Annotated in this window: 14 protein-coding genes; 3 read left to right on the top strand and 11 right to left on the bottom strand. The window is 69.6% G+C overall.

Annotation, left to right across the window (positions count from 1 at the left end; genetic code table 11):
- Positions 1–47: 47 nt before the first annotated feature.
- Positions 48–695 carry an HAD family hydrolase gene (locus KDB89_RS12755; RefSeq protein ID WP_255555942.1) on the bottom strand — a complete coding sequence of 216 codons (648 nt, stop codon included), beginning with the start codon at positions 693–695 and terminating at the stop codon, positions 48–50.
- Positions 692–976, bottom strand: coding sequence for a cell division protein CrgA (locus tag KDB89_RS12750; protein WP_219081625.1), 285 nt, complete (start codon positions 974–976; stop codon positions 692–694). Before KDB89_RS12750 ends, KDB89_RS12755 begins: the two co-directional genes overlap by 4 nt.
- A gap of 143 nt (positions 977–1,119) precedes the next feature.
- Between KDB89_RS12750 and KDB89_RS12745 the strand changes: the two genes are divergently transcribed.
- Entirely contained in the window at positions 1,120–1,896 is a 777-nt protein-coding gene (locus tag KDB89_RS12745; protein WP_219081623.1) for a DUF881 domain-containing protein, read from the top strand.
- Positions 1,897–1,899: 3 nt separating this feature from the next.
- Here the strand turns inward: KDB89_RS12745 and KDB89_RS12740 are convergent, their stop codons facing one another.
- The 8 genes from KDB89_RS12740 to meaB form a co-directional block, all read right to left on the bottom strand.
- Complete coding sequence (locus KDB89_RS12740; RefSeq protein ID WP_219081621.1) at positions 1,900–2,547, bottom strand: aminodeoxychorismate/anthranilate synthase component II; 648 nt, start codon at positions 2,545–2,547, stop codon at positions 1,900–1,902.
- Between the two features lie 86 nt (positions 2,548–2,633).
- On the bottom strand, positions 2,634–4,526 hold the full coding sequence (gene pknB, locus KDB89_RS12735) for a Stk1 family PASTA domain-containing Ser/Thr kinase (RefSeq protein ID WP_219081619.1): 1,893 nt from the start codon (positions 4,524–4,526) through the stop codon (positions 2,634–2,636).
- Between the two features lie 67 nt (positions 4,527–4,593).
- Positions 4,594–6,024 carry a peptidoglycan D,D-transpeptidase FtsI family protein gene (locus KDB89_RS12730; protein WP_219081617.1) on the bottom strand — a complete coding sequence of 477 codons (1,431 nt, stop codon included), beginning with the start codon at positions 6,022–6,024 and terminating at the stop codon, positions 4,594–4,596.
- Entirely contained in the window at positions 6,021–7,415 is a 1,395-nt protein-coding gene (locus KDB89_RS12725) for an FtsW/RodA/SpoVE family cell cycle protein (RefSeq protein WP_219081615.1), read from the bottom strand. Before KDB89_RS12725 ends, KDB89_RS12730 begins: the two co-directional genes overlap by 4 nt.
- On the bottom strand, positions 7,415–8,833 hold the full coding sequence (locus KDB89_RS12720) for a PP2C family protein-serine/threonine phosphatase (RefSeq protein WP_219081613.1): 1,419 nt from the start codon (positions 8,831–8,833) through the stop codon (positions 7,415–7,417). Before KDB89_RS12720 ends, KDB89_RS12725 begins: the two co-directional genes overlap by 1 nt.
- 1 nt (position 8,834) lies before the next feature.
- Positions 8,835–9,296, bottom strand: coding sequence for an FHA domain-containing protein FhaB/FipA (locus tag KDB89_RS12715; protein ID WP_219081611.1), 462 nt, complete (start codon positions 9,294–9,296; stop codon positions 8,835–8,837).
- A 2-nt stretch (positions 9,297–9,298) separates the two neighbouring features.
- A complete protein-coding gene (locus KDB89_RS12710; RefSeq protein ID WP_219081610.1) occupies positions 9,299–10,003 on the bottom strand; it encodes an FHA domain-containing protein in 705 nt (234 codons plus the stop codon).
- A 105-nt stretch (positions 10,004–10,108) separates the two neighbouring features.
- A complete protein-coding gene (gene meaB, locus KDB89_RS12705) occupies positions 10,109–11,131 on the bottom strand; it encodes a methylmalonyl Co-A mutase-associated GTPase MeaB (protein ID WP_219081608.1) in 1,023 nt (340 codons plus the stop codon).
- Positions 11,132–11,429: 298 nt separating this feature from the next.
- Here meaB and KDB89_RS12700 point away from each other — a divergent pair, with 298 nt between their 5' ends.
- Both KDB89_RS12700 and cobT read left to right on the top strand, forming a co-directional pair.
- A complete protein-coding gene (locus KDB89_RS12700) occupies positions 11,430–12,137 on the top strand; it encodes a helix-turn-helix domain-containing protein (protein WP_219081606.1) in 708 nt (235 codons plus the stop codon).
- Between the two features lie 291 nt (positions 12,138–12,428).
- Positions 12,429–13,487 carry a nicotinate-nucleotide--dimethylbenzimidazole phosphoribosyltransferase gene (gene cobT, locus KDB89_RS12695; protein ID WP_219081604.1) on the top strand — a complete coding sequence of 353 codons (1,059 nt, stop codon included), beginning with the start codon at positions 12,429–12,431 and terminating at the stop codon, positions 13,485–13,487.
- Positions 13,488–13,555: 68 nt separating this feature from the next.
- Here cobT and scpA read toward each other — a convergent pair whose 3' ends face one another.
- Positions 13,556–15,736: a methylmalonyl-CoA mutase gene (gene scpA / locus KDB89_RS12690; protein WP_219081601.1), complete on the bottom strand. Its 2,181-nt coding sequence runs from the start codon at positions 15,734–15,736 to the stop codon at positions 13,556–13,558.
- Positions 15,737–15,741 lie beyond the last annotated feature (5 nt).

The following is a 15,741-nucleotide window of genomic DNA, read 5'->3' as shown; positions in this document are numbered from 1 at the left end:
GGCATCCTACTTGTCCGACGTCGCCCGGCCACTTCCGGGAGCCAGGCTCAGGCGAGGGAGACGGCGACGCCGTCGGCGGTGACGGCGAAGGAGACCTCGGCGAGCGATCCGACGTGCCAGTCTGCGCCCAGCTCGTCGGCCGTGTGGCTGGTCAGGACGCCGAGCACGCGGCAGCCGGCCGCGTGCGCACCGGCGACGCCAGCGGGGGCGTCCTCCGCGACGAGGCAGCGGGCCGGGTCGACGCCGAGGCGCTGCGCGGCCACCAGGAACGGGTCCGGGGCGGGCTTGCCGTGTGCGTACTGCTCGCGGGCCACGACCACCGTCGGCAGGGGCAGGCCCGCTGCGTCCATCCGGGCGACGACCAGCGCCATGGTGCAGGAGGTGGCGATGGCGCGACGGCCGTCGTCGAGGGCGGAGAGCGCATCGAGGGAGCCGGGCAGCGCGATGACGCCGTCGGTGTCGGAGACCTCCAGCGCGTCGAGGCGGAGGCCGGCCTCCTCCGCGCGGCCGTCGGTGACCAGGGCACGCGCGACTGCCTCGGACGGGCGGCCGGTGTACATGCGGGCCTGAGACAGGTCGACGCCATACTCCTCCGCCCACCGCACGTAGGACCGCATCATCGCGGCGTGCGAGTCGGCCAGGGTGCCGTCGAAGTCGAAGATGACCGCGTCGAAGACGCCGAGCCGGGAGCTCACTTCCACAGGGTCATGAAGGAGAAGCACGCGACGATCAGGCCAAGCCCGATCGCGACGTTCCAGTCGCCGAGCGACTGCATGAAGGGGATCATGTTGCCGGCCAGGTTGTAGACGACCATCCACAGCACGCCGAGCAGGCCCATCGGGACGAACACGGCGGGCACCCAGTTCCGGGACGCGGGGGCAAGCCGCTTGGCCTCACGCCGCTTCTCGGCGAGTTCGGCCTTCTCCTTGGACTTCTTCTTGTCCACGGCCTGCTTGCGTGTCTTCGACTCGGGCACGGTTTCTCCTTGGGGGTCTGACCGCTACAGCTTAGTTGCTTCTGCGCCGATCCACGATTCGGGAGGTGACGAGGGCGACGGTGGGACGCTTTCCGCCGGTCCGCGGCGCCGTGTGCCCGCCGATGCCGGGTTAGGCTGGGCGCATGAGGATCAGGGAGTGGCTGGGGGGCCGGGCGCGCAGCGTCCGGGCCAGCGTCGGCCGCAACCAGGCCCGGCCTCGCACCCTCCGCGGCCGCACCGCGACGGTGCTCGTGTGCCTCCTTGCCGGCCTCATGATGACGGTCTCTGCCATCGCCGCCCGCGGCGAGGACCTCCGCAGCGACCGCGAGGCCGACATGCGCGACCTGATCGTTTCCCAGGGCCAGCGCAACGAGCAGCTGCGTGGGCAGTCCTCCGAGTTGTCCGACGAGGTGGACGCCCTCACCGACGCGGCCAGCGGCGACGAGGACCTGAGCGGCGAGGTGACCGCTGCCGAGAGAGCCGCCGGCCTGACCGCCGTCTACGGCCCCGGCCTGCGCGTCACGCTCGACGACGCACCGCTGGACGTGAAGCCCGCAGGCGTCGACGACGACGATCTCGTCGTGCACCAGCAGGACATCCAGGGCGTGGTGAACGCGCTCTGGTCCGGCGGGGCGGAGGCCCTGACCATCCAGGGGCAGCGGGTCATCGCGACGACCGGCATCAAGTGCGTCGGCAACACCGTCGTCCTCCACGGCGTGCCCTACGCGCCGCCCTATGTGATCGAGGCGATCGGCGACCAGGCGGCCCTGGAGGCCGCGCTGGAGAACGACCGGACCGTGCAGATCTACCGGCAGTACGTGGCCGCCTACGGGCTGGGCTACTCCGTCAGCGCCGTCGACGAGCTCGACGCCCCCGACTACTCCGGATCGGTCGGCCTCACGCACGCCAGCCGGGGCTGAACGTCAGCCGAGGTTGTCGGCGTCGACCAGCGGGCTCAGCCCGGCCGCGCGGCGCGGGGCGTCGGCGTCGCCGCACTCGGCGAGCCAGTTCGCCAGCATCTGGTAGCCGCCCTCCGTCAGGACCGACTCGGGGTGGAACTGCACGGCCTCGACGGGCAGCTCCCGGTGCCGGACCGCCATGATGACCCCCGTGTCGGTGCGGGCCGTGACCTCGAGGACGTCGGGAACAGTGTCCTCGACGATGGCAAGCGAGTGGTAGCGGGTCGTGGTGACCGGCGACGGCAGGCCGGCGAAGACGCCCTTGCCCTCGTGGAACACAGGCGAGGTCTTGCCATGCAGCAACTCGGGGGCGCGGTCGACGACGCCGCCGTAGGCCACGGCCATCGCCTGCAGACCGAGGCACACGCCGAACAGCGGACGGACCCCGCCGACGGATGAGACCACGTCGACGCAGACGCCCGCCTCCTCCGGGGTGCCGGGGCCGGGGGAGATCAGGATGCCGTCGAACGGCCCCCACCACTCGTCGACGTCGAACCGCGGGTCGTCGTTACGCCACACCTCGACCTCGGCGCCGATCTGCGCCAGGTAGGAGACGAGGTTGTAGACGAACGAGTCGTAGTTGTCGATGACGAGGATGCGTGCCACAGGCATATTCTGCCATCGGCACCTGCGTGGTAGCCGAGCCGCCCGCCGACCCCTCTCGGGGCGGGCGGGCGTCTCGGCGGTCCTGGCTCGGGTCAGGAGTTCTCGGACTCCTCCTCCGTGGGTTCCTCTGTGGTCCCCTGGTCGGGCTCCTGGGTGGTGGTCTCGGTGGCGTCCGGGGTTGGGGACGTCTCCGGGGTCTCCACCACCGGCGCCTGCGCGATCTTCACCTTGATCTTGACCTTGCGCTCCGCGGTGGAGCTGGGCTGCGGATCCTGGTCGAACACCAGACCGGGCGCCTGCGCGTCGGTCTCCTCGTAGGTCACGTCGATGTCGAAGCCGGCCAACGTCGCCTCACGGGTGGCCTGGCTCTCGGTCAGGCCGGTGAGCCTCGGCACCTTCGAGGTACCGGTGGCCACGGTCAGCGTGATCTCCTGCGTGACGGGCACCTCCGCGCCGGACGCGGGGTTGCTGGAGATGACGTTGCCCTTGACGGAGTCGATCGGCTCCGAGGCCGGGTCGGCGTCCTGCGGGGAGGCGATGTTCGTGAAGCCCGCGGCCTTCAGCACCGCGACAGCGTCGTCGTAGGAGACGCCGGTGATGCCGTCGGGGATCGCCCTGGTGTCGGGGCCCTGCGAGATGTCGAGCGTGACGGTGCTGCCGACCTCGACGGAGGTGCCGCCGTCAGGGTTCTGGCCGATGACCTTGCCCTCGTTCTCCTCGGTGCCCGTCTTCTCGACGATGTCGACCTCGAGGCCGAGCCTGATCAGGGCGCTCTCCGCCGTGGCCTGCGTCTGGTCGGTCAGGTCGGGGACCTCGACCATCGCGACGGGCGTATCGGAGGGCTCCGGGGTGGCCGGCGGGTTGAAGATCGACCACATGGCGATGATCAGGCCGATGAGCACGACGCCGGCGATGATCGACAGCGCGATGATGCCCTTGCGGCTCTTCTTGACCTCCTCGTCCTCCTCGTCGACGATCTCGTTCGGCGAGGCCCCCGACATGCCGGAGGCTGCGGCTGCGGCCGTGGGTGCTACGGCGGTCGGCACCACGCCTCGGCGCGCCGTGGTGGTCAGCGGATCGCTGCTGATGACGCGGGTCGCCTGGTCGTCGACGGCGGGCATGCCAGCCAGCACCGGCTGCCCGTCGAGTGCGCGCAGGATGTCCTCGCGCATCTCGGACGCGTCCTGGTACCGGTCGCGCGGATCCTTCTCCAGCGACTTCAACACGATCGCGTCCATCGACGGCGTGATCTCGGAGTCGAGCTGCGACGGCGGAACGGGGATCTCGCGGACGTGCTGGTACGCCACCGAGACGGGCGAGTCGCCTTTGAACAGCGGCTGCGACGTGAGCAGCTCGTACAGGAGGCAGCCGACGGAGTAGATGTCGGAGCGGTTGTCGACCTTCTCGCCGCGCGCCTGCTCGGGGGACAGGTACTGGGCGGTGCCGATCACGGCGGCCGTCTGTGTCATCGTCGCGGAGGTGTCCGCGACGGCGCGGGCGATGCCGAAGTCCATCACCTTGACGGTCCCGTTGGGCGTCAGCATGACGTTGGCGGGCTTGATGTCGCGGTGCACGATGCCCGCGCGGTGCGCGTAGGCGAGTGCGTCGAGCACGCCGGCCGTGAACTCGAGCGCACGCTCGGGGAGGATCTTGCGGCCGTCGCGCAGCACTTCGCGCAGCGTGACGCCCTCCACAAGCTCCATCACGATGTAGGGCACCGACACGTCGGAGGTGGTGTCGAGCTCCTCGCCGGTGTCGTAGACGGCAACGATGTTCGGGTGGTTCAACCCCGCGGCGGACTGGGCCTCCCGGCGGAAGCGCGCCTGGAAAGTGGGATCGCTGGCCAGGTCGACGCGCAGACGCTTGACGGCCACGTCGCGCTCGAGGCGGATGTCGCGCGCGCGCCAGACCTCGGCCATGCCGCCTCGGCCAATGATCTGGTCGAGCTGGTAGCGGCCGCCGAGCAGGGCTCCTCGCTCTGTCATCGCTGCAGGTCCTTTCGGTCAATCAGGCACCATCTTGGGCCATGCACATGAGAACTGTCCGGGATGCTCACCGAAGTGCCTCCAGAATCGCCGTGAAGATGGGGGCGGCCAGACGGCCGCCGGAGATGTCGTTTCGTTCGATGTCGGCGTTCTCGACGAACGCGACGATCGCGACGCTCGGGTCCTCGGCGTAGCCGACGAACCAGGCGTAGGGCGGCTGGTCGAGGTCCCACTGGGCGGTGCCTGTCTTCCCGCCGACGACCAGCCCGCTGACCTGGGCCGGGGTGCCGGTGCCGGACTCCACGGTGGCGACCATCATCTGCTGCAGCATTTCGGCGGTCGCGGAGCTGATGGGCTGCCCGAGTTCGGTCGGCGTGGTGGACTGCAGCACGCTCAGGTCGCGGTTGGTCACCGCGCTGGCGATGTAGGGCCGCATCATCGTGCCGTCGTTGGCGATGGTGGCCGCGACCTGCAGCATCTGCAGCGGGGAGGCCGCGACCTCGTACTGGCCGATGGCAGACAGCGCCGTCTGCGCCGCGTCGATGTCGGTGGGGAACCGCGAGGTGGCCGCCGAGATATCGATTGTCTGCTCCTGGTTGAACCCGAAGGCCTCTGCCATCGCCTGCAGCTTCTCGGAACCGAGCTGGAGGCCGACGTTGCCGAAGGCGGTGTTGCAGGAGACCTTCAGCGCCTGCTCGAGCGTGATCCGGGTGCCCCCGCAGTTGGTGGAGTTGCCCATCGAGCGGCTGGAGCCGGGCAGGGGAAGCGAGTCGGGGGAGTCGACCTCGGTGGACGGCACCCAGCCGTCCTCGATCGCGGCGGCGGCCGTGACGAGCTTGAACGTCGACCCCGGCGGGTACACCTCGCGGGTCGCGCGGTTCTTCAGCGGCTCCTCGTCTGCGTTCAGCAGCGTGCTCCACGCGTCGCGGGCCGCGGTCAGGTTGGTGTCGGACAGGAGCGACGGGTCGTAGGTGGGCGTCGAGGCCAAGGCAAGGATCTCGCCGGTGGTGTAGTCCATCGCGATAGCGGCGCCCTGCTTGTCGCCGAGGGCCGTGACGGCCGCCTTCTGGGCCGCGGTGTTGAGCGTGGTGGAGACGTTGGCGCCCTGGGACCTGCGGCCCGTCAGCACGTCCATGACGCGGGTGAACGTCTGCTCGGACGACGTGCCGGCCAACACATCGTTGTAGCTCTGCTCCAGCCCGGAACGCGCGTAGTCGTAGGAGTACCAGCCGGTGACCGAACTCCACGTCTCGCCGTCGGGGTAGCTGCGCACGTAGGGGAAACGGGTCCCATCGCCGGATACTGACTCGGCGATCGCCGTGTTGCCGACGAGGATCGCGCCGCGGTTCGCCGCGAATTCCGCATCCCGGACGCGGCGGTTGCGGGCCTCCGCGTTGAGGGAGTCGGTGCGGAACACCGAGATGTAGGTGGTGTTGGCCAGCAGCGCGGCCATCATGATCGCCACGAAGACTGCGACCTTGCGGATGGGGCCGTTCACCTGATCACCGCCGTCTGGTCCTCCGAGTTCGACGCCACGTCCTGAGGCGCGGCGGTGGCGGCCTGCGGGCGGCGGGCATGGTGCGAGATCACCATCAGGATCCCGATGATGATCCAGTTGGCCACCAGCGACGAGCCGCCCTGGCTCATGAACGGTGTCGTCAGGCCCGTCAGCGGCAGGAGGCGCGTCACGCCGCCGATGATTGCGAACACCTGCAGTGCGAACGTGAAGCTGAGGCCGGCGGCGAGCAGTTTCCCGAAGCCGTCCGGCGACGTCACGGCCGTCTTGAAGCCTCGCGCCACCAGCAGGCCGTAGACCATCACGATCGCCATCAGGCCGAGGATGCCGATCTCCTCGCCGAGCGCCGCCGCGATCATGTCCGACTTCGCCAGCGGCGTGAGCCCGGGCCGCCCGAGCCCCCAGCCGCGGCCGAACAGCCCGCCCCAGGCGAGCCCGAACTGTGCGCTGATGATCTGGAGGTTGGCGTCGTAGTTGCTGAACGGGTCGAGCCACGCGTTGACGCGCCGGGCCACGTGGTTGGTGAAGAAGAAGGCGGCGAAGGCCGCGCCGACGAACCCGGCACCGGCCAGGATCGGCCAGGCGATGCGCTCCGTTGCGATGTAGATCATGACGGTGAACAGGCCGAAGAACAGCAGCGAAGTGCCGAGGTCGTTCTGGAACACCATCACGAGGATGCTCAGGACGAACATGACGGCGATCGGCCCGAGGTCGCGGGCGCGGGGCAGTTCGAGCCCCATGAAGCGGCGGCCGGCCAGCGCGAGGACCTCACGCTTCTCGTAGAAATAGGCGGCGAACGCGATGGCCAGCAGGATCTTGGCCACTTCGGCGGGCTGGAACGAGAAGCCGAAGACCCGGATCCAGATCTGCGCGCCGCCGGAGGCGTGGCCGATGAAGGGGGCGAGCGGCAACAGCAGCAGGACGAGGCCGGCGATGAACAGCAGGTACGGGTAGCGCTGCAGGCGTCGGTGGTCGCGGAGCAGGAACACGACGAGGGCGAACAGCCCGAGCCCGAGCGCCGTCCACAGCAACTGCGTGGCCGAGTCGGTCTTGATGGGGTCGGGGATCTGGTCGATCCGGTAGATCATCGCCAGCCCCAGCCCGTTCAGCAGGAAGACCGACGGCAGGATCAGCGGGTCGGCATACGGCAGCTTGAGGCGGACGATCAGGTGCGCTGCGATGCCCATGCCGAACCAGATGCAGGCGACGGGGATGAGGTTGTCCGGCAGGTCGCCGTGCAGGTTGAGGTTGGTGATGATCCAGCCGCCGAACCCGAAGGTCTGGGCGAAGAGGATCAGCGCCAGCTCGGTGCCCCGGCGCTTGTTGTAGACGATGACCTGGTCGGAGACGGCAGGCTGGACCTGGACTGACATCAGCAGGCCTCGGGGTCGGCCTCTTCGGCGTCCGCAGTCGGGGTGCCGAGGGTCGTGGGGCGCAGCAGGCCGGGCGTGGGGGCGGGGTCGGGCAGCGGGGAGGTCGTCGGCGAAGCCGTCGCCAGGAGGCTGCTGGTCGGCAGGCCGGGGACTGTCGGGGTCGGGTCGGGGGTGGCGTTCGCGCGCTCGGCGCGGACCTCCATGCAGCGCTCCGCCAGGGCCCTGAGCTCGGTGGTCGTGCTCTCGCCGGCCGCCTCGTCGGGGACGGTGATGGTGGCGTCGACGGCCCGCTGGTAGAACCGTGGCAGGTTGCTGACGGGAATGTCGGTGCTCGAGACGAGGCGGTTCAGGGAGACCCCCAGCACGTTGCCTGGCACGCCGTTGTAGAGCGCGACGTAGCCGGCGTCGTCGACGGCGACGTAGTAGCGGGACTGGCCGTAGGACACCAGGCCCCAGCCGCCGAGACCGAGCACTAGGAGGATCGCGAGGATCGACAGCGCGATCCCGGGCCAGCGTCGACGCTGCTCCTGCGGCGCGTACCTGGCGACCTCCGCCGCGTCGTGGTCTGCGGTGGTCTCGGGCTCGGGCGCCGATGGGGTCGGGTACTTCGGTCCCTTGTCGGAGGCTGCCCCGGTGCGGGGGATCGACACCTCGGTGGCGGACCCGACCAGCAGCGGGGCCGCCGCGTCGAGCTCGTCGTCCTGGGGCACGACCTCGCCGATGACGACCGTGATGTTGTCGTGGCCGCCGTTGGCGTTGGCGGTGTGCGCCAGGCCCGCGGCTGCGGCCTCCAGGTCGTCGGTCGCGAGCAGCTCGGCCATCGTGGCGTCGTCGACGAGCCCGCTGAGCCCGTCGGAGCAGAACATCACCCGGTCGCCGAGCTGCGCGTCGAGCAGGTCGAGGTCGGGCTCGAAGGCCGCCTGGCCGTTGAGGACCTTGAGGATGAGGGAGCGGTGCGGGTGGACCGCCGCCTGGGCGGGCGTGATCTTGCCCTCGTCGATCAGCGACTGCACCCAGGAGTGGTCGTGCGTCAGTTGCGTGAGCTCGCCGTCGCGAAGCAGGTAGCCGCGGGAGTCGCCGATGTGGCCGATGCCGAACTGCGTCCCGTTGAACAGGGCCCCGCAGAAGGTGGTCCCCATGCCGTCGAGCTCGAGGTCGTCGTCGATGAGGTCGGACAGCTTCGCGTTGGTGCGGGCCATCATGCCGGCGATGCGCTCCAGCATCTCCTCGCCGTCGGCGGCCCGGACGTCGGAGCGGGCGGCCTCGGTGGAGGCGACGGCGGAGGCGAGGTCTCCCGCCGCGGCGCCGCCCATGCCGTCGGTGACCAGCAGCATGTTCGGCGAGGCGTAGCCGGCGTCCTGGTTGTTCTTGCGGACGCGGCCGACCTCGGAGTGGGCGACGAAGCGGAGGCTGAACAAGCTAGATCTCCAGTCGCATCAGGGTCTTGCCGATGCGCACCACGTCGCCGACGGTCACCCTGGTGGGCTCGGTGACGAGTTTGCCGTTGACGTAGGTCCCGTTGGTGGAGCGGAGGTCGGTGATCAGCCAGCTGTCGGCGTCCTGTTGGACGAGCTGCGCGTGGCGGGCCGACGCGTAGTCGTCGTCGAGCAGGAGGGTGGAGTCGGCGGCCCGCCCGAGGTTGATCGTCGGTTCGACGGGGACGGAGACGCCCTGCTGAGGGCCGGCCGTGATGGCGAATCGCGTCGGTACCTTCGAGCGGCCCTTGCCCCGCCCTCGGTCGGCCGGAATCGCGGACAGGGAGGCGACGGGCACTCGGCGGCCGTAGAGGTCTGTGCGCACCACGTTTGCCACGAAGAGGATGAACATCCACAACAGCACCAGGAAGACGACCTTGATGGCCGCAATGATGAGGTCCGACACCCTCAGGACTCCGAAGGCGTGTGGATCAGCATGCGTGTGCGCCCGATCTCGATCCGGGCCCCCTCGCCGACGCGGGTCTTCGTGACGCGGCTTCCGTTGACGTGGACGCCGTTCGTGGACCCGAGGTCCTCGATGGTGATGATGGGGTGCTCCGGGTCGCCGGAGACGCTGATCAGCGCGTGCCTGCGGGAGACTCCGGGGTCGTTGAGGCGGAGGTCGGCCTCGGCGCCTCGGCCGATCAACAGGCCGGGGGCGACCAGCGGGTGCCGGACGCCGCTGACCTCGAGCACCATGGTGCCGGGCCGGGGCTGTGGGCTCGAGGAGGGGGTGTCCTCGCTGGAGACGGCCTGACTCGCGACCGTGAACTGGCCCGTCGGCAGCGAGGTGTCGAGGACGTAGTCGATGGCGATGGGACCGTTAAAGACGTAGCTCCGGTCCGCGGCGTGGTCGCGGATGCCCGGCAGGATCTCGGTGTTCAGGGTCTTCGCGTAGGGCGCGAGGCGGTCGTAGTCATTCTGCGACAGACCGATGGTGAACACGTTGGGCACCAGGCGCTTGTCACGGCTGAGAAGCTTGGCCTCGGCGTCCAGCTCCCGCTGGATCCCGGCGACGATCTCGACGGGATGCACGTAGCCCTTGAAGGCGCGTGCAAAAACCTTGCCGACCGCGGACTCGATGCGCTTCTCGGCCTTGTCGAAGACTCCCATGCGCCTCCTTCCTAGGGTCGTCGATGTAAACGCTACCCGCGAAGTGTACCGGCTCGTGATCCGGAGGTGGATCCGGCTGAGCCCCGGGTCGGGCGTCGGGATATGTCAGTCCACGGTGTGTCGGCCCCACGGGAAGGTCGTGATCGCGTCCGCGAAGGCGCCCAGGATGTCCTGCGCGCCCTCGAGCGCGGACAGCGTCTCCGTGTTCAGTTTGGCCTCAACCCCAGCCGCCACAGCCTGCACCTCGGGAGAAGTCCGTAGGGCCTCGGAGAGTTCGTCACGCACCATGTTCCACAGCCAGTCCCGCTGCTGGGCGTGGCGTCGGGAGGAGAGGTCGCCGTCGGCCTCCAGCTCGGCGCGGTGCTTCAGCACCGCCTCCCACACCTCGTCCAGACCGTCGCCGGTGTAGGAGGAGCAGGTCAGCACGGGGGCGCGGCGCTTGTCGTTGTCGCTGGAGATCAGTTTCATGGCGATGGCGAGTTCCCTGGCCGCCACCCGCGCCGCCTGCTCGTTGTCACCGTCGGCCTTCGTGATGGCGATCACGTCGGCGAGCTCGAGGATCCCGCGCTTGATGCCCTGCAGCTGGTCGCCGGTGCGGGCTACCTGCAACATCAGGAACGTGTCGACCATGCCGGACACCGCGACCTCCGACTGCCCGACGCCCACGGTCTCGACGAGCACGACGTCGTAGCCCGCAGCCTCCAGGACGAGCATCGACTCGCGCGTCGCGCGGGCGACGCCGCCCAGGTGGCCGGCCGACGGGGAAGGGCGGACGAACACGTCGTCGAGGGCGGCGAGGTCGGCCATGCGGGTGCGGTCGCCGAGGATGGATCCGCCGGTGCGAGAGCTCGACGGATCGACCGCCAGCACTGCCACGCGGTGATGGCGCTCCTGCACGAGCTTGACGCCCATGGCGTTGATGAAGGTGGACTTACCGGCGCCGGGGACGCCGGAGATACCGACGCGGAACGCCTTGCCTGTCATTGGCTGGATACGCTGGAGGAGCTGGTGCGCCAGTTCGCGGTGGGCGGGCTTGACCGACTCGACGAGCGTGATCGACTGCGCGATCAGCGCCCGGTTGCCCTGTGTGATGCCCTCAACGAGCTTGTCAACGTCGAACTTGCGCATGACCCCAGACTAGCCCCCACCCTCGGGCGACCCCGTGCCGCGGTGGGTGGGCCGGATCGGCGTGTCAGGAGCGATGACCGGTGGGAACGACGGATTCTCACCTAAGGTCGTCGTGGGGGCCAGGGCGATTCTGATTGGAGTGCTTGCCGTCGTGGTGGACGATCTTCTCGCGGCTCTGGAGCCGAGTCCTTCTCTGGTGGGGTACCGCCGGGTCGGCGGTGTACGGGTGGCCGTTGCGCGGCCGTCCGCGCCAATGACGCGGAGACGCCGACAGGGGGCGACCCACTCGCTGATCGCCATGTTCGGCGAGCAGGCCGGTGGTGTGCGTCGCGGCGACGGCGCCGAGAGCAGGGTCCGGCTGGTCATCGCCCCGCCTGAGGTCGACGTCACGCTCACATCGGAGGGAGACTCGTCCGTCACGCTCTGCTGGGTCCCCCGTGACCTGCTCGCCGCGCACCTCGACCACCCCGGCCGGGTCGTGACCCGCGTCGAGGAGGGGCCGATCGCCCGCTCATGCCGCGCCTTCGTGGCGGCCCTGTGCAGCCGCTCGGACAGCCTCACCGATGCCGAGAGTGCCATCTGTGAACAGCTCACCGCGGGTATGGGCGTGGCGCTGGCGGTCGAGGCGACGCAGTCGGCGGGCGCCCGCCCCGTCGGCCTGTTGGAGCATGCCAGACAGCTGATCGCCGTGCGCCGCGCCGACCCGCAGCTCGGCGTAGCCGCGCTGGCGAGGGAGTTGGCAGTCTCGCCGCGGCAGCTGCAGCGCGCATTTGCCGACGTCGGTTCGAGACCGTCTGCCGAACTGCGGAAGGCGCGGGTCGAGTTGGCGTCCAGCATCAGGCGGGAGTATCCGCGCATCTCGCGTGAGCAGTTGGCTCTGCGTTCCGGATTCGCGACCGTACCGCAGCTGCGGCGCGCGTTCGCCGCGGAACCGTACTGCGGAGCCACGTGCCATTGCAACGGTTCAATTTGCGACAGGTTTGCGACACGATCCGACACCGGGTAGTAGGAGCGGGGGATCGTCGGCCAGACTGCTGGCGGATCGAGGGCCCATCCCCCCAAGGGCCCGGATCTCCTATCTGCGGATGGCGGCTTGAGTCAGCCCCCCATTGGTTCGAGCCGCCTCCGCAGGCTCACTCGTCAGAGTCGACGAGACCCCCTCCCCGTCGCTGATGTGCAGCATCCCGCCGCGACCTCGTCGGCCCCGCCTCCAGCCCCGTTGAGCGCCTCGCTAGGCTGCCCGTAAAGGTTGGAATTGGTTCGATGCGGCTGCCGACCGCGGAAGAAGGTCACGCGCATGAGTGAGGAGCAGCTCGCCGACGTCGTCGGCGGCATCGTGGAGGTCTCGGCGGAGGCGATCGGGCAGGCCACTGCCCGACAGGCACAGCTCACGAAGCCCGCCGGGAGCCTCGGCGCGTTGGAGCGCGCCGGCATCCAGCTGGCGGGCATCTACCGGACGAGCCCGCCGCCCGTCCCCGGCTGCGCGACCGTCGGGGTCTTCGCCGCCGACCACGGCGTCTGCGCGCAGGGCGTGACCCCCTGGCCTCAGGAGGTCACCGTCTCCATGCTGCTGAACATGGCAGCAGGCGGAGCGGCCATCAACGTGCTCTCCGGCCAGGCGGGTGCCGACGTGATGATCACAGACGTCGGCGTGAAGCTCGACTACCCGGCGTCGCCCCGGGTGCGCGACCGCAAGGTGGCTGCCGGGACCCGCGACCTGTCCGTCGAGCCGGCCATGACCCTCGAGCAGGCGCTCGCCGCCGTCGCGGTGGGCCTCGATGCCGCAGACGAGGCCGTCGCCTCTGGCGCGACGATCCTGCTGACCGGCGAGATGGGCATCGGCAACACCACCCCGTCGGCCGCGCTGATCTCCGTCTTCACAGGGGCGGCCGTGGCGACGGTCACCGGCCACGGCGCGGGCGTCGACGACGAGGTGCTGGCGCACAAGGTCGAGGTCATCGAGCGGGCGATCGCGCTGCACTCGCCCTCGGCCGATGATCCGGTCAGCGCGCTGGCGGCCGTCGGCGGCCTGGAGATCGCGGCGCTGGTCGGGTTCATCCTCGGCGGGGCCCGGAGCCAGGTGCCGGTGATTCTCGACGGAGTCATCGCTTCCGCGGCCGCATGCGTCGCCGCGGCGATCGCCCCCGCCGCGAAGGGCTACCTGATCGCCGGCCATGCCGGACTCGAGCCCGGCATCACAGCGGCCCTCGCCCACCTCGGGCTGGAGGCCCTCGTCGATCTCGGGCTCCGGCTGGGGGAGGGATCCGGGGCGGTGCTCGCGCTGCCGATCGTGCGCTCGTCGGCCGCGATCCTCTCAGGCATGGCGACGTTCGCCGACGCGGGTATCGAGGCCTGAGCCCACGCACAACGACGGCGGGCCGTCCCTGCGAGAGGGGCGGCCCGCCGTCTTCTGTCAGGTGCCGGTCAGGCGTCGACGCGCTTCAGGAGGTCCTGCAGCAGCTCGACGGCCGATTCGGGGACGATCGTGCCGGGCGGGTAGATCGCGTCGGCACCGCTGGCGCGGAGCTCTTCGAAGTCCTGCGCGGGGATGACGCCGCCGACGACGATCATCAGATCCTCACGGCCGAGCTTGTCCAGCTCCTTGCGCAGCGCGGGCACCAGGGTGAGGTGGCCGGCCGCGAGCGAGGAGACGCCGACCACGTGCACGTCGGACTCGACGGCCTGGCGGGCGACCTCCTCGGGGGTCTGGAACAGCGGGCCGACGTCGACGTCCATGCCGAGGTCGGCGTAGGCGGTCGCGATGACCTTCTGGCCACGGTCGTGACCGTCCTGGCCCATCTTGGCGATCAGAATGCGGGGACGACGCCCCTCCTTCTTCTCGAACTCCTCGACCAGCTTGCGGGCCTCTTCGATGCTCTTCGTGGAGCCGGACTCCTTGTTGTACACACCGGAGATCGTACGGATCTGCGCCGTGTAGCGCCCGAAGACCTTCTCAAGAGCGTCGGAGATCTCGCCGACGGTCGCCTTCGCGCGGGCAGCCTTGATGGACATGGCGAGCAGGTTGCGCTCCGGGTCGGTCGGGTCGGGGTTCTCCGCGGCCCAGGTCAGGTGCGCGAGGGCAGCCTGCGTGGCCTCCTCGTCGCGCTCGGCGCGCAGGCGCTGCAGCTTGGCGATCTGCTGCTCGCGCACGGAGCGGTTGTCGACCTTCAGGACCTCGAGCTGATCCTCGTTGTCCAGGCGGTACTTGTTGACGCCGATCACGGGCTGACGGCCGGAGTCGATGCGCGCCTGGGTACGGGCGGCCGCCTCCTCGATGCGCATCTTCGGGATGCCTGCCTCGATGGCCTTCGCCATGCCGCCGGCCTGCTCGACCTCGGTGATGCGCTCCCATGCCTTGCGGGCGAGCTGCTCGGTGAGCTTCTCGACGTAGGCGGAACCGGCCCATGGGTCGACCGTGCGCGTGGTGCCCGACTCCTGCTGCAGGAACAGCTGGGTGTTGCGGGCGATGCGGGCGGAGAAGTCCGTCGGCAGCGCGATGGCCTCGTCGAGCGCGTTGGTGTGCAGCGACTGGGTGTGACCCTGGGTCGCGCCCATCGCCTCGACGCAGGTGCGGACCACGTTGTTGTAGACGTCCTGCGCGGTCAGCGACCAGCCGGAGGTCTGCGAGTGGGTACGCAGCGACATCGACTTCGGGTTCTTCGGTCCGAACTCACGCACGAGGCGCGCCCACAGCATGCGCGCTGCGCGCATCTTGGCGACCTCCATGAAGAAGTTCATGCCGATGGCCCAGAAGAAGGACAGGCGCGGGGCGAACGCGTCGACGTTCAAGCCGACCGACTCGCCTGCGCGGATGTACTCGACACCGTCGGCCAGGGTGTAGGCCATCTCGATGTCGGCCGTCGCGCCGGCCTCCTGCATGTGGTAGCCGGAGATCGAGATCGAGTTGAACCGGGGCATGTTCGCGCTGGTGTAGGCGAAGATGTCCGCGATGATCCGCATCGACGGCTGCGGTGGGTAGATGTAGGTGTTGCGGACCATGAACTCCTTCAGAATGTCATTCTGAATGGTTCCGGCCAACTGCTCAGGCTTGACGCCCTGCTCCTCCGCCGCGACGACGTAGAGGGCGAGCACTGGGAGCACCGCGCCGTTCATCGTCATCGAGACGGACATCTGGTCGAGCGGGATGCCGTCGAACAGCTGACGCATGTCGAGGATCGAGTCGACGGCCACGCCTGCCATGCCGACGTCGCCGGCCACGCGCGGGTGGTCCGAGTCGTAGCCACGGTGCGTAGCGAGGTCGAACGCGATCGACAGGCCCTTCTGGCCGGCCGCGAGGTTACGTCGGTAGAAGGCGTTGGACTCCTCGGCGGTGGAGAAGCCCGCGTACTGGCGGATGGTCCACGGCTGGTTGACGTACATGGTGGCGTAGGGGCCACGCAGGAACGGCGGGATCCCGGGGGCCGTCTTCAGGAAGTCCAGGCCGGAGAGGTCCTGGCCGGTGTACAGCGGAGGAACCAGGATGTGCTCCGGGGTCTGCCAGCCGGCGGTGTGGCCGCTGCCTTCATTGAGAGCCTCGAACTTGGCCGCCTCGTCGGCGGTCGCGGCGCCGGTCAGCGCCACATCGGAGAAACGGGGGAATGTCATCTGTA

The organism is Tessaracoccus palaemonis, from assembly GCF_019316905.1.
Taxonomy (GTDB): domain Bacteria; phylum Actinomycetota; class Actinomycetes; order Propionibacteriales; family Propionibacteriaceae; genus Arachnia; species Arachnia palaemonis.
Note: the sequence above shows the minus strand (reverse complement) of the source record. Positions and strands in the feature narration are given on the sequence as shown.